Annotated in this window: 13 protein-coding genes; 1 reads left to right on the forward strand and 12 read right to left on the reverse strand. The window is 45.6% G+C overall.

Annotated elements, in window-relative coordinates; all coding sequences use genetic code 11:
• Positions 1-6 precede the first annotated feature (6 nt).
• The 6 genes from HMPREF1152_RS07240 to HMPREF1152_RS07265 form a co-directional block, all read right to left on the reverse strand.
• Entirely contained in the window at positions 7-594 is a 588-nt protein-coding gene (locus HMPREF1152_RS07240; RefSeq protein ID WP_009644473.1) for an L-2-amino-thiazoline-4-carboxylic acid hydrolase, read from the reverse strand.
• Complete coding sequence (locus HMPREF1152_RS07245; RefSeq protein ID WP_009644542.1) at positions 591-2054, reverse strand: ABC transporter ATP-binding protein; 1464 nt, start codon at positions 2052-2054, stop codon at positions 591-593. Before HMPREF1152_RS07245 ends, HMPREF1152_RS07240 begins: the two co-directional genes overlap by 4 nt.
• Positions 2051-2755: an energy-coupling factor transporter transmembrane component T gene (locus tag HMPREF1152_RS07250; RefSeq protein WP_039883815.1), complete on the reverse strand. Its 705-nt coding sequence runs from the start codon at positions 2753-2755 to the stop codon at positions 2051-2053. The genes HMPREF1152_RS07245 and HMPREF1152_RS07250 overlap by 4 nt, the downstream gene beginning before the upstream one ends.
• Positions 2756-3352: an MptD family putative ECF transporter S component gene (locus HMPREF1152_RS07255; RefSeq protein WP_009644539.1), complete on the reverse strand. Its 597-nt coding sequence runs from the start codon at positions 3350-3352 to the stop codon at positions 2756-2758.
• 70 nt (positions 3353-3422) lie between these two features.
• A complete protein-coding gene (locus tag HMPREF1152_RS07260) occupies positions 3423-4037 on the reverse strand; it encodes a TetR/AcrR family transcriptional regulator (protein WP_009644584.1) in 615 nt (204 codons plus the stop codon).
• Between the two features lie 145 nt (positions 4038-4182).
• Entirely contained in the window at positions 4183-5073 is an 891-nt protein-coding gene (locus tag HMPREF1152_RS07265) for a hypothetical protein (protein ID WP_009644561.1), read from the reverse strand.
• A 115-nt stretch (positions 5074-5188) separates the two neighbouring features.
• Here HMPREF1152_RS07265 and HMPREF1152_RS09620 point away from each other — a divergent pair, with 115 nt between their 5' ends.
• Positions 5189-5362: a hypothetical protein gene (locus HMPREF1152_RS09620; protein WP_009644583.1), complete on the forward strand. Its 174-nt coding sequence runs from the start codon at positions 5189-5191 to the stop codon at positions 5360-5362.
• A 48-nt stretch (positions 5363-5410) separates the two neighbouring features.
• Here HMPREF1152_RS09620 and HMPREF1152_RS07270 read toward each other — a convergent pair whose 3' ends face one another.
• The 6 genes from HMPREF1152_RS07270 to cdaA all read right to left on the reverse strand — a co-directional run bounded on the left by HMPREF1152_RS07270 (position 5411) and on the right by cdaA (position 13626).
• Positions 5411-6208 (reverse strand): NYN domain-containing protein, encoded by a 798-nt coding sequence (locus HMPREF1152_RS07270; protein ID WP_009644537.1) that lies wholly within the window; start codon positions 6206-6208, stop codon positions 5411-5413.
• Between the two features lies 1 nt (position 6209).
• On the reverse strand, positions 6210-7910 hold the full coding sequence (locus HMPREF1152_RS07275) for a phospho-sugar mutase (RefSeq protein WP_009644524.1): 1701 nt from the start codon (positions 7908-7910) through the stop codon (positions 6210-6212).
• 73 nt (positions 7911-7983) lie between these two features.
• The gene (gene glmS, locus HMPREF1152_RS07280) at positions 7984-9816 is read right to left on the reverse strand and encodes a glutamine--fructose-6-phosphate transaminase (isomerizing) (protein ID WP_009644514.1); all 1833 of its coding nucleotides are present in this window, start codon (positions 9814-9816) and stop codon (positions 7984-7986) included.
• Between the two features lie 96 nt (positions 9817-9912).
• On the reverse strand, positions 9913-11265 hold the full coding sequence (glmM, locus tag HMPREF1152_RS07285) for a phosphoglucosamine mutase (protein ID WP_009644490.1): 1353 nt from the start codon (positions 11263-11265) through the stop codon (positions 9913-9915).
• Between the two features lie 323 nt (positions 11266-11588).
• Positions 11589-12788, reverse strand: a complete 1200-nt coding sequence (locus HMPREF1152_RS07290; RefSeq protein WP_009644489.1) for a CdaR family protein — start codon at positions 12786-12788, stop codon at positions 11589-11591.
• Positions 12778-13626, reverse strand: coding sequence for a diadenylate cyclase CdaA (gene cdaA, locus HMPREF1152_RS07295; protein ID WP_009644511.1), 849 nt, complete (start codon positions 13624-13626; stop codon positions 12778-12780). The genes HMPREF1152_RS07290 and cdaA overlap by 11 nt, the downstream gene beginning before the upstream one ends.
• Between the last annotated feature and the right edge of the window lie 134 nt (positions 13627-13760).

Consider the following 13760-nt stretch of genomic DNA (forward strand, 5'->3'; position numbering starts at 1 on the left):
CTTTATTCATCTGTTTTTTCCTTTCCCGTTCATAAAGCAAAAGTCACATTTTTCACCGTTCATCCCCAGTGTCCGGCTTCGCTCAAATACCAAGCCCTTTATATTCCCGAATACAATATGGTCACACAGACAGAATATTTCACAAAGCTCCGGGCATTCAAAAAACTTGCAGGTATCCGCCCAAAGACACTTGAGCACATCGACGCGGTAGCATCTACCGTCATCCGACAGGATTCTGCTTTTCCAAATTTCATCACCTGACATCCCTTTTTTCATAAACAGACAGAACAGACGGAAAAACCCGGGGATATGAAAAAACGTTTTCAAAAGCTTATGTGCCTTTTCAGCAACATAAAATGAATACTCCTTTACCAATTCTTTGGCCTCGTTTTTTGAAAGCCCTTTATCTATGAAGCATCGGTACAAGGCTATATTTGAAATGATGCTGTTTTTTTGCCTTTTTTTCTGTTTTTCCGTCCATGACCCTTGATTGATTTCTTTGATAAGCTGCTTCATTTTCGTTTTATGCTCTGCATCTATATCTTTTAATATTTGTGTATTTAACCTTCCGAAGTAAAATCTTTCGTATGTCATGCCCGATCCCCTCCTGCTAAAATATAATTTTCGATATCTTCCTTTTCTTCTCCTTTCAAATCGGCGATTATTTTACCGCCTGACAAAAGCAAGACTCTGGAGCATATTGTTTTTATAAATTCAATGTCGTGTGTAATAACAAGCAGGATTTTACCCTGTGCAGACAGACGCTCTATCAGAGCTCCCACTTCTCGCATGCTTTTTAAATCAAGCCCACTGGTCGGTTCATCAAAAATAAGGATTTCTTTATCACAGAGTAAACTGATTGCCACTGCAAGCCTTTGCTTCTGTCCGCCTGAAAGTGACAAGGGATGTCTGTCTTTCAATTCGGCAAGGGACAGTATCGATAGAGTTTCATCAACGTGAGTACCATTTTGTGTTTTTGTTCCAAGTGTGCATTCGGTTTTTACACTATCTGTAAAAAGTTGATGGCCGACATCCTGCATTACCATATAAGATTTTTCAATTCGCGCTTTTGCAGTCAAATTTATGCCGTCTGTAAATATATTCCCCGATTTTTGTTTTAAAAGTCCGCAGATAGTACGTGCCAGTGTCGTTTTCCCCGCTCCGTTTGCACCGGTAATTGCGACGATTTCTCCGCCGTTTGCGGTGAAAGAGATATTTTGCAGGATTGTCTTTTCGCCATATTTGACATGGATATCTTTTAACTCCAAGGTGTGGTCGGAAATTTTTTTATCATCGGTATTTGTTGCGATCTCAGAAAAGTTTCGACACCTAAGTCCCATATTCCGTATCTGTTTAACAGGAAGTCTGCAAAAGTCCTGCATACTCATATCCTTGAAGATTTGACCGGCTTTCATCAAAAGGACTCTATCTGCAATTTCTATTAAGTACCACAAGCGATGTTCGGCAATGATAATCGTTTTCCCCTGCTGCTTTATTCTTTCTATAAGTTTTTTCAGTTCAAGTACAGAATGAAAATCCAGATTGGAAGAGGGTTCATCCAATACAAAGATATCCGGATTAGCGGCATATACAGATGCAAATGCGATCTTCTGTTTCTCTCCGCCGGAAAGCTCGAAAATATTGCGCCCTCTTAATTTTTCTATGTGTAAATCGTTGGTAACTCTTTCAAGCTGCTGTCTCAATTTTTCAGGCTCAAGCATTCTGTTTTCCAGTCCGAAAACAATTTCACTGTCTGTATCTGTATTAAAAAATTGTGTTCGCGGATTTTGAAAAACTGTACCGACACTATCGGAAAGAGTTGAAATTTCAGTTTCAGCAACATTCATTCCTCCTACAGTTACTTTTCCCAAAAGGCTTCCTTCAAAAAAATGAGGGATCAGCCCATTCACCAGCCTCGTAAGAGTTGTTTTTCCACATCCGGATGCACCGCATAAAAGAACACATTGTCCTTTCGGAATCTCTAAGTGCACTTCCCGCAGAGAACCTTTTGCCGACTCCTTGTAGGAAAAAGAGAGTTTTATAAATTCAATCAAGGGAATACACCTCCTCGTAAAAAATCAAAAGTCATCATACATATAATCCCTATATATATGATTACCATCAGGGCATCCCAAATTGAAAAACAAACCTTCTCCAGACAGCTGCGTCTTCCTGCATGATCAATGCCCCTTGTGATAGCGGCTTGCGTGATTTCATCAGAGATTCTGGAAGCGGATACCAGCATCGGCACATACACATACTCCATTATCTTGATCGGCTGTCGCAGAAATCCTGCAAAAGACGCAGAGAGTCCTCGGAGAACCATAGCATCTTTAATATAATTCCATTCCTCAGCCATTGTCGGAAAATATCGCAATGTAACGGAAAGTGCAATTGTAAAGCCTTCGGGCAGCTGCAATCGACTGAGTGCAGCCAAAAAAGCGCTTACCTTGGTCGTGCGTATTAAAAATGTGCCAAGCATAAAACAAGGAATCAGCTTCCTTATATAGACATCAAACATATATATGATGCCCCCTAACGTAACGGGCAATTTCAATATAACCAGCAGCTGCACTGTCAATAACACAATAAAGAGAATTCCGTATTTTGAAGCCGTCCGGAGTTCTCTTGCCTGCAAGAGCAAGAATACGGGGATTGCCGTGAAAAGGCATTCTATGACTATACTTTCATTCAGGAAAACGGAAATACTTGTTATCGACAGAATCAGAAGCTTTGTTCTGGGATCCAAAAGCATCTATATGATCCCCACTTTTTCGAAGTGCTTTTTCAATAATTTTCTGCCGATAAGGCCTCCAATTACGGCGCAGATAATTGTCCCTAAAATCATCAGGGGGATAACCCACCAATTTACTCTGATAGAATTGATGATTCCTTCAAAAGAGGAAACATCGCCTTTTCTACGCATGAATTCATCAAACTGTGCGGGCATTAGTACCATAGGTATATAGGCTCCCATTGGAGATAGTGCAAATACACAATATGCAATTAAATTCCTTCTGAATGATTTGAAATTTCCTGTGCGGCAAATAAAATCCGCAATAAATCCAAATATGACGAAAAATACAGACATCATCCAGAACATACCGGTAACAAATAGCAAGATTCCGGCGAGAATGCCGAGTATGGCAAGCGACCCTCTCTTCGGTATTTTTGCGGTATACAGCATAAAAACACTGCCTGCAAATAAAGCGACTACCATTGGCATAAACGGAAAAGTTACGGGTGTCAGCTGTGCGATACCGCCTATCACGAATGCAATAACAAAGTAAATAAGTGAGAAGACGCCTATGGAAATATAGTCTCTTGTCAATAATTTGTTTTCATTTTTCATAATCAGCACATCCTTTATAATAATATAAATGTTAGTTGCAACTAACTAAGCTATAAAAAATTTTTGCACCTTACGTAAGCCTTAAAAGCCCCTCCCATCCGGAATTGAAAAAAACGGCAAGCTCTTCAACATATTCGATCGCCTGTTCTCTTGTCATATCGTGAACTACTGTTTCAAATACAGCTGTAAAATATGCACTGGTGATCATGTGATGTAAATCATGACTGACGCTCCCTGTTATTTTGCCCTTCTCTTTGAGAACAGCGTAGTATTTTTCTGTTCGGGATACTTCCAGTTCTACAAGTTCATGAATATAATCTGCATATTTTGTGCCCTCAGAGCAACAAAGCACGAGCTTGAATTCTTCAAAATAATCATAGATATAATTCACAAAATGCAGAAGATATTTCGTAGACAGCTCTCTGCTTTTTGAAGTTTTATTTTCGGGAATTAAATCAAAATGTGCATCCTGTGCAGCTCTGAATTGTTCCGTCAAACCATCCGCCGCCTCGGAAACAAGTGCCTCAAACAAAGCTGCTTTATCCGGATAATATCCATAAAAAGCACCTTTGGTAAATCCCGCTTCCGCTACAATTTTCCTAAGGGACGCATCCTTAAAACCTTTTTCCAAAAGTTCGCGTTTACCGGCCTCTAATATTTTCTGTTGTGTTTCTGATATTTTCATCCAATCTCTCCACGTTAATATACCGGCGGTATATACCACCGGTATATTAACATACTTATTCCTTTTGGTCAATAAAATTCGTGTCAATAAAACAGTTTATACTCAGCTTCGTTTTATTATCTGTGTTCTTCCGGCGTAAAGCTCACTACTTCGCATTGCTCTTCACACCTTCGATTACCGCCTGTCTGTCCTCCAGCAGCATTGCATTCTCTTCCTCGCTAAACACATGCTTCCCTATCACAACGTCACTCTGAATGAGCCTGACTGCAACCACAACCCGGATGAGAAGGCTGACAATAAACGCAATAATAAGCATAAACAGGAAAAGCTGAATTTCTTTAAAGGCACTATACAGCGCCGGATAAGCTTCAGTACCTTCGCCAATAATCTTATAACCGTACTTTGCAACTATATAAACAACGCCTGTCGTGCCGATTGACTGCAGCACAGCTATGACAATCATGCCATATCTATAGAATTTTTCCGCTGTCGTCAGGTTTTGAGACTGCAAGCTGTTTCCTATTACGTCGACAACTCTTCGTGTTCCGAATATCATGTTTCTGGTATATATTATTTTGAGTACATTCGATACAAGCTGTACCGCTATAAGTATGGTCAACACAACGCATGCAAGATGAGTTACGGATGCATTATTGATACCTTCTTTTTTAACAGACAGCACCAGATATCCAAGAGACGATACTACAATCGCTATCACGGCACTTACCGCTGTCACGACAAATATCAGGTTTATGATATTGAATTTAAAGGCTCTTCTATAAAACGGATTGACTGTTCGCAGATAGCCAAGCCCTATCAGCAGCAAAATAACTTCTGCCATCTTCAGGATTATCACTACGTCATAAGTCACTTCCGTCGTATACGCACATGAATAATCAGTGGTGTCACTCATCGCTGACATCACACCCAGGCTTATTATCCCGGTTGCCCCTCCGAATACTGTGTATGCAACCTCTATCCAAATTGCTGTCACCGCGACTTTGAGCCCGCCAAGGCCAACTGCATTGTTCTTCACGGTTTCCTTCTTTCTGTTTTTGAATGATAACTATAAAATCATTATATGTGCGAACAAGTTGAGTAAACAACAGATATAAGGTAAAATAATAAATAATTAAGAATTAGGAGGAGCTATGGAAGGTAAGAAATATCGAGAAGCGTTTAACAATAACGTACCTGACGGTTACGACGCCGACACATATATCATCAAATGTCCTGTATGCAGCAAGGAGTTTCAGGCATCGCCGGGCGATGCACTATGTCCGGAGTGCGGTGCAGAGCTGAGCTTCAGCGTTGATGAGAATTAAGCAAAACATCCTATCTCAGCGATTGCTGTAATAGGATGTTTTTTATTGCTATTTGATTGTAACATAGATGCCGCGATCTCCGTGCACCTCTACTCTAAGCGACTTGAAGTCGTTTACAAATTCCTTGAGGTATTTATAGCGCTTGCCGCCCTTCATGCTGTAGTATCTGACGTCGAAGTTCTTGTACACGCGATTCAGCTCGTTGCCAATCTGACCGAGATCTGTTGGCTTACCCTTATCATTGTTCTCCATGATAATCTGTTGAATCCTGGACTCAATCGTCTTCTTGCTGGGAGTATTGGCCGTATTTTCAATCACCTCACGGCTGCGCTCGTATTCCTCCTGGCGCTTCTGCTTCCTATACTCAGCCTCCAGCTCTTCCTCTGCAAGTCTCTCCTCTTCTGCCTGCTTGGCGAGAAGGTCGATATAAATGAACTTGTCATATGCGTTTTCAAGTGCCTCTGTTGCCTTGTCCGACTCTCCCATGCCGAGCACGAGACAGCCCGACTCGCTCAGTCTCCTGGCAAGCGAAGTAAAATCACTGTCCGAAGACACTATGCAGAAGCCCTCGACATTGCTTGTATAGAGTATATCCATCGCGTCGATGATGAGTGCCGAATCAGAGGCGTTCTTACCTCTGGTATTGTTGACCTGCATCATCGGCTTAAGCGAATGCTTCCGTATCTCCTGCTCCCACCTCGTCTTGACAATGCGCTCCCAGTTTCCATAGATACGCTTGTAGGAACAGATTCCGTACTTCTCAATCTCTTCTATGATGTCCCCTGCATATTGAGCCGAAATATTCTCCGCATCAATGAGTAGAGCAATTCTAATATCATCTGCCATCTTAATTTTCCTTATATTTATTAATTTCTGCAACCACAGCCTTGGATATTCTCTCCAATCTGCTCTCTGCTGCTGACTCCGTGCCGTAGAACCCGTAATAAATCTTAAACTTCGGCTCAGTGCCGGAAGGTCTAAAAGCAATCCAGTCCAGTCCATTTAACTCATATAGCAGCACATTGGATTCAGGCATGTAATCTGCGTAATTCCTGACATCCAGAATGCCGAGCTCAGTCCCCGGCTCGCCTAGCGTGCCATTAAGTGAACGCAGATGCTCCATAAATTTATCGCCAACTCCCGCACCCTCGATACAGATGCTCTTTTCAGAAGCATATCCGTACAGCTTGTGCAGTGAATCCAGCTGATCTATCAGGGTTAAGCCCTTTGACTTTGAAAGAGCTGCGATCTCAGCAATAGCAACAGCTGCCATAACACCATCCTTATCGCGAACAGACGCATTAAGCATATATCCGTTACTCTCCTCGAAGCCGAACATGAATGACTCATCGCCATCATCTGAACGCTCTCTAATCTGCTCAGCGATGTACTTGATACCGGTCAAAGTCTCATACAGCTTGATACCGTATCTCGCAGCAATCGCTCTTGCGAGGTGAGTCGAGACGATCGATGTAACCGCATATCCATTTGCAGGCAGCTTGCCCATCTTCTTGGACTCGGACAACAGGTACTCGAGCAGAATCGCTCCAATCTGGTTACCGGTTAATTTCTTGTATTTGCCCTCGTCGTACACCGATACTCCGAGCCTGTCAGAATCAGGGTCAGTCACGATAATGATATCAGCGATGGACATATCGGCATATTTCATGGCGAGTTCATAGGTATCGTCATACTCAGGGTTAGGCACTCTGAGGCTCGGAAAATCTCCGTCCGGCCGATCCTGCTCATCGACCGCAAAGACCTTCTCGTAGCCGAGCTCTCTCATTGCGCGCCTTACAGGCTCGCGGCCGGAGCCATTTAGAGGAGAGTACACGATGCGTAACGAAGCGCGCGCCTTCCTGCTCACGCTGCTGCTGTTAAAGGACTCGATGACCATAGCGTTATAGCTGTCATCAAGCTCTCGACCGAAGTACTCTACCTTGCCCGATGCGACGAGCTCCTCAAAGGATGCTGCCGATGCGATGATCTGAATGCCTTCAATCGGAGACTTGATGCGAGACTTGATATCCTCAGTCTCACAGTCAATCATCTGAGCGCCGTCAGCCCTATATGATTTGAAGCCATTGTACTCCTTAGGGTTGTGCGAGGCGGTAATCATGATGCCGCCGTCCGCCTTGTAGTGCCTGATAGCATAGGAGAGCATCGGCACCGGTCTCAATCTGTCTGAGAAGATAACCCGTGCGCCTGCGGTACATATCGCAGTCGCAGCTGCCTCCGCAAATTTTCTCGAATTATTGCGCGAATCGTATGAAATGACAATTCTAACGTCCTTAATCTGCTGCTTTTCCCCGAGCATCTCAGCCATAGCGTAAGCAGCTGTCGCTACGGTGTAGATGTTCATGCGAGATGCTCCGGGCCCCATGGCGGCTCTCATTCCGGCTGTACCGAATTTGAGTTCTGCCCCGAAGCACGCCTCGATATCATCGGGGCGGGATATCATGTTCATGAGGTCCTGCCTCATATTCGGATCGATTCCCTTGGCATTAATCCATTCTGTATAATTCCTGATTGCCTTGTTCTCTTCCATGTCTATTCTCTAATTCTTAATTAAATGCAATACGTCCTGTCCAATCCCCTCGTACACCTTCACTGCGCCCCTGCTACTCTACGGTTACGCTCTTGGCGAGGTTGCGAGGTCTATCGATCTCACAGCCTTTCTCCTTAGCTACATAGTATGCGTAGATTTGAAGAGGAATAACGCTGAGCAGAGGTGTGACCTCATCCAGGCAATTAGGGATGTAGAAGGTTTCATCCGAATGCTCCTCGATTGCTGTATTGCCCTCCTTGGCGATGGAGATTACATGGGCGTTGCGAGCCTTAACCTCTTGTATATTAGATACCATCTTGTCAAAGAGCTTAGACTGTGTTGCAAGTGCAACGACTATTGTCTTAGGCTCCATCAGTGCAATGGTTCCGTGCTTGAGCTCTCCGGCGGCAATAGCAAAGGAATTTATATATGAAATCTCCTTGAGCTTAAGTGAGCCCTCGTAAGCAACGCTGGAATCCATACCTCTGCCAATGAAGAAAACCTGATCTCTATCGTACAGCTTCTTGGCCAGTTTCTCAATGGAGCCTCTCATCTTGAGTACTTCTTCAAGCTTGCCCGGAATTGCAGCGAGCTCCTCTATAATCTCGCTGTAGTACTCCGGCGTAATGGTATCTTTTAGGTCTCCGAGATATAGAGCCAGCAAATACAGCGACAAGAGCTGAGTTGTGTACGCCTTTGTCGAAGCAACCGAAATCTCCGGTCCTGCCCATGTATAGAACACGTCATCGGACTCACGAGCCACCGAGCTTCCAACTACATTGACGATGGATAAAACTCTTGCACCCTTCCTCTTAGCCTCGCGGAGAGCCTCAAGTGTGTCGGCGGTCTCACCGGACTGGGAAATCGCGATAAACAGGGTCTGCTCATTTACAAACGGATCTCTGTACCTGAACTCAGACGCCACATCGACCTCTACAGGGATTTTGACAAGCTTCTCAATGATATTTCTTCCAACTAAACCGGCGTGATATGCAGTCCCGCAAGCCACTATACAAATCTTGTTGAACTTTGCAAAGTCTTCCTTAGTGAGTGTCATATCGTAGAGCTCAACTCTGCCGTTGTCGCTGAGATTTCGCTTAAGAGTCTCCATGATTCCTTCCGGCTGATCGTAAATCTCCTTGAGCATGAAATGCTCAAAATCACCTTTCTCCGCAACGCTCTCGTCCCAGCTGATGTGCATAGTTTCACGCTTTATTTCCTTGCCCGTCTCATCGTAAATTGTAACGCTGTCAGGCGTCAGCACCACCGTGTCCCCGTTCTCCAGCAAATACACATCCTTGGTGTATTTGAGCAACGCTGAAAAGTCGGAAGCTACAAAGTTACAGCCATCTCCCTTTCCGACGATCAGAGGGGCATTCTTTCTATATGCTACGAACATGTCAGGCTCATCTGCTGCGATTGCTGCCAGTGCAAATGTACCTGTCATCTCGGAGGTAGCCTTGTCCATAGCGGCCTTGAGGTCGCCTGACATGTTGTAGTATTTGCCGATTAGAACCGCAGCAACCTCAGAATCCGTGTCACTCTTAAACCCGATGCCTTCGTCCTCGAGTGCTGTTCTCAGCTCTACGTAGTTTTCGATGGTGCCGTTATGTACGAGCGCAACTCTGTTGTCGGCACTCATATGTGGATGAGAATTGACATCCGAAGGAGCTCCGTGAGTAGCCCACCTGGTGTGGCCTATTCCCACATGACCGCCGAGGTTTTCCTTGCCGATAAGCTTCTCCAGGTTGACGATAGCGCCAACATGCTTTCTGAGCTCAATCTCCCCGTCGCTGACAACGGCGATGCCTGCAGAGTCATATCCTCTATATTCCAGTTTCTTAAGTCCCTCGATAACGATGCCCTGAGGCGCGTCATTACCTACATAACCTACGATTCCGCACATAATATTTCCTCCAATATATTCTTATAAATAGCAGTCCTTCGGCGAGCCGGAGAACCGCTAACGATCACTCTGTATTTGTATGAGAGATGTATAAGCCTATCCGAACTTCTTATGGATGAGCTCAGCTATCTGCTCAGCGTATCCCCGGATCTCTTCACTGTCTTCGCCTTCCAGCATTACCCTAATCAGAGGCTCGGTACCCGAAGGCCTGATGAGCACTCTGCCGGTGCCCTCCAGCTTGGCCTCAACCTTGCCTATAAACTCCTTCACCTCCTCGTCCTCGAGCGCAGCCTGCTTATAAGCGTTATCCACCCCGACGTTTACGAGAGCCTGTGGATAGATATGAATCTCATCCCGCAGCTCGCTCAGCTTGCTCCCTGAAGCAAGATATGCCTTCATGAACTGCAGTGAAGAGAGGACTCCATCACCTGTAGTCGTGTAGTCCAGGAATATCATGTGTCCTGACTGCTCACCTCCCAGCACCGAGCCGGTCTGAAGCATCGACTCCAGCACATACCTGTCTCCGACCTTGGTTACGTCTACATCAATTCCGTGCTGCTCAAGATATTTGTGCAGTCCGATGTTACTCATCACCGTCGCTGTAATCTTGCCCTCTGCAAGCTTGCCAATATCCTTGAGGTACTTGCCGCAGATACACAGAACTCTGTCACCATCGATAATGCGGCCTTTCTCATCCACAACAATCAGTCTGTCAGCATCACCGTCGTAGGCAAATCCCACATCTGCACCGATCTCTACGACCTTGCGCTGTAGATTCTCCGGATGTGTAGACCCGCATCCGTTATTGATGTTGATTCCGTCCGGTTCATCGCTGATCACAGTCACGTCTGCGCCGAGCACCTCATACACGATATGAGCAGTCTCAAATGAAGCTCCGTTTGCAGTATCCAGCACGACCTTGACTCCGTCCAGCTTCTTATCGATGGTTGTGAGCAAAAAGTCTGTGTACTGCTTGATAGCGTTTGTATCATCCTCGCGACATCTGCCGAGCTTATCACCGACAAACTCGTCTGTGCCGATCTCCTTCTCGCCCAGCAGGATTGACTCTATCTCCTGTTCAACGCTGTCGTCAAGCTTGTAGCCCTTGCCGTTAAACAACTTGATGCCGTTGTATTCAAACGGATTATGGGATGCCGAGATTACGACTCCCGCATCTGCATTGTATTTCCTCACGAGATACGCAACCGCCGGTGTCGGAATAACTCCGAGCTTAATTACGTCTCCGCCAACCGCCAGCACTCCGGCCGTAAGCGCATTCTCCAGCATGTCACCGGAAATTCTCGTATCACGTCCGACTACCATCACCGGTCTCCTGTTGTTTTCACCCAGCACAAACGCTGCAGCTCTACCGATATCGAACGCCAACGAAGCTGTCAGCTCTGTGTTGGCAACGCCTCTCACTCCGTCTGTTCCGAATAATCTACCCATTAACTTCTCCTTAATAATCTATCTGCAATATATAAAAAGCTTGTCATTTACCGACTGCATGCACATTGGCGCTAGGCGTATATCTGCGTCATAGAAATCCGCAGCTTTCCGGAATATACATGTAACGGGCTGCTTTCGACATGGCACTACCTGATATCTCCCCCTGTCGCTATTACATCCTGCCGTCAGTAAGTAGCCTTTCGACATGCGCTACTTGATATCTCCCTGCATCCAAAACTTAGAATTGCATACATCATATTTCTTTCGACATAACGCTACTTGATATCTCCCCCACAGAAGTCTGCAGCTTTCCGAAATAGCACCTACTGGATAGTGATAGTTATCTGCGTACGCTCAAGCACAGCCGTCGCCCCGGAATTGTTGGTGAGATATGCCGTGACAGTATGTTGTCCCGCTCCAAGGCCTCCGGCATCTGCACTGACCACGAAGGAGCCTGCACCGACATTGGCAAGTCTGGATTGGCTGCCCTTCACAATTATGTTTACACCGCTGTCAGCACTCGCCGTAAGCCCGCTGCCGACGTTGCTGATCTTAATAGATCCTGCCGGCACATTTACTGTCTTCTGTATATTCTGATTGACCTTAATCTTGAGCTTGACGTTGCGAGACTCATTGGCGATGCTTACTCCCTTAGGCAGGTCGTACTTAATATTTATATCACCGGTCTCGGTAATGGAGCTGATATCCATATTCTCTGTTGAAATCTCCGAGATATCCTTGATATCCTTGCTTCTTCCTTTAATCGAAATTGTGTTAGGTGCAGAATAGGTTCTATCCAAGGTTCCGTCCAAATTGTTGGTAACGCTTACCTTGAGCTTGACCGTCTTGACCTCACCCTTATAGGCTGTTACCGCCACTCTGCCGGGACCGGTCATCAGGTACTTGATCTGTCGTCCGCTCCCATCTACAGGAATTGCATTTGCGCTAAACTCCCTCGCCTTATCTGTAACCTTATCAGCATCGAGCTCAAGCTTGACCGCATCCACGTTCTTGACTAGGCTTGTCGCTCCCTGCACCTCGACTTCCTTATTCCCCTGCTTCTTGACCACCGGCTCACCGGACTGGCCGTCCTTATAAGCTGCATATGTGGAAACCTTCTTGACCTCGAGATCCTCGACTGTTACAGCAACATTATTTTCACTCTGAGATTTTATGGTTATGCCGTTCGGTACCTTGACCTGAACTGCAAGCGCATTTTCACCCTTGCCTGCATTAGCTGCATCCACGGTCGCCTCGATATCCGATTTCTCCAGTTCATTAATCGAGGATCTCCTGCCGCGAACCGTGACATTGATCTTCTCCATATCCATCTTACTGACCGCAAGGTCGCTCTTGGCCAGATCCCTGGCATTGGTAACCGTAAGAGGTATATCTGTGTAAGTCTTGGAAACGGTAGGGTTGATGCTATATACAACGTACACCCACGCTGCAAAAGCAATCACTATAGAAAGCACAAGATTAACCTTGTTGATGCCCTTATCGCTTGACACTTTATTTTGCATCGTGCTTTCCCCCCTTCCTGCGTACGAACTGTGCTACCTTGCCGTACATACCGGTTTCGGACGGCAGGTACATGTTGAGAAGAGTCTTTTCGATGGTCTTCATGTCCACAAATCTGCGGATCTTGCCGTCCTCGCATATTGACACTACGCCTGTCTCCTCAGATACTATAATGACCAGCGCATCACAGACCTCGCTCAGTCCCACACCTGCGCGGTGTCTGGTGCCGAGGTTTCTGCCGATATTCTTTTTCTCTGTCAACGGGAATACACATGAAGCTGCATGTATTCTGGCTCCACGTATGATCACGCCGCCGTCGTGCAGTGGTGAGCCCTCGTAGAAGAGATTGCCCAGAAGGCGCACAGATATCTCCGCATCCACGACCACGCCTGTCTCGATGATGTCATTGAGCATTGTCTCGCGTTCGATTGCAATGAGTGCTCCCGTCCTGGTTGCCGAGAAATCGTCGATGGCTGCTACGATTGCAGCAACAGCCTCCACCGCTTTGCTCTTATCGATGTTGCGAAAAGAGTTTGTATTCATGATATTCTTGCGCCCAACCTGCTCCAGGGCTCTGCGCAGCTCCGGCTGGAACAGCACAACGACCGCAAAAAGTCCCATGGTTACGAGACTCTTGAGCAGCCAGTTGAGCAGATACAGATTGAACATATCTGACACGAAGAATGCTACCACGATTATCACGATGCCCTTAACCAGCTGCATAGCCCTGGTATCTTGGATGAACCCGAGCATCTTATATACGATGTAAGACACGATAGCTATATCCAATGCATCTTCGGGTCTAAAATTAGATAGAATACTTTGAATTGTGCTCAGCATATCGGCTTACCTCCTCTCACAAATACCCATTCTACATGGCATAATTCATATTATTATACAATTTTGCAGGATTTTTATCAATAAGACCTAAGGTGTGGTTTTCGTGTAAATTACAACAAAAATGAGCCACACGT

Origin of the sequence: Mogibacterium sp. CM50, assembly GCF_000293155.1 — a bacterium.
GTDB classification, from domain to species: domain Bacteria; phylum Bacillota; class Clostridia; order Peptostreptococcales; family Anaerovoracaceae; genus Mogibacterium; species Mogibacterium timidum.

What these genes read in the sequence shown, in the direction of transcription:
- HMPREF1152_RS07275 (WP_009644524.1), bottom strand. Translation starts at nt 7,910, where the DNA reads ATGGAAGAGAACAAGGCAATCAGGAATTATACAGAATGGATTAATGCC.
- HMPREF1152_RS07270 (WP_009644537.1), bottom strand. Translation starts at nt 6,208, where the DNA reads ATGGCAGATGATATTAGAATTGCTCTACTCATTGATGCGGAGAATATT.
- HMPREF1152_RS07250 (WP_039883815.1), bottom strand. Translation starts at nt 2,755, where the DNA reads ATGCTTTTGGATCCCAGAACAAAGCTTCTGATTCTGTCGATAACAAGT.
- HMPREF1152_RS09620 (WP_009644583.1), top strand. Translation starts at nt 5,189, where the DNA reads ATGGAAGGTAAGAAATATCGAGAAGCGTTTAACAATAACGTACCTGAC.
- HMPREF1152_RS07260 (WP_009644584.1), bottom strand. Translation starts at nt 4,037, where the DNA reads ATGAAAATATCAGAAACACAACAGAAAATATTAGAGGCCGGTAAACGC.
- glmM (WP_009644490.1), bottom strand. Translation starts at nt 11,265, where the DNA reads ATGGGTAGATTATTCGGAACAGACGGAGTGAGAGGCGTTGCCAACACA.
- HMPREF1152_RS07255 (WP_009644539.1), bottom strand. Translation starts at nt 3,352, where the DNA reads ATGAAAAATGAAAACAAATTATTGACAAGAGACTATATTTCCATAGGC.
- glmS (WP_009644514.1), bottom strand. Translation starts at nt 9,816, where the DNA reads ATGTGCGGAATCGTAGGTTATGTAGGTAATGACGCGCCTCAGGGCATC.
- HMPREF1152_RS07240 (WP_009644473.1), bottom strand. Translation starts at nt 594, where the DNA reads ATGACATACGAAAGATTTTACTTCGGAAGGTTAAATACACAAATATTA.
- cdaA (WP_009644511.1), bottom strand. Translation starts at nt 13,626, where the DNA reads ATGCTGAGCACAATTCAAAGTATTCTATCTAATTTTAGACCCGAAGAT.
- HMPREF1152_RS07290 (WP_009644489.1), bottom strand. Translation starts at nt 12,788, where the DNA reads ATGCAAAATAAAGTGTCAAGCGATAAGGGCATCAACAAGGTTAATCTT.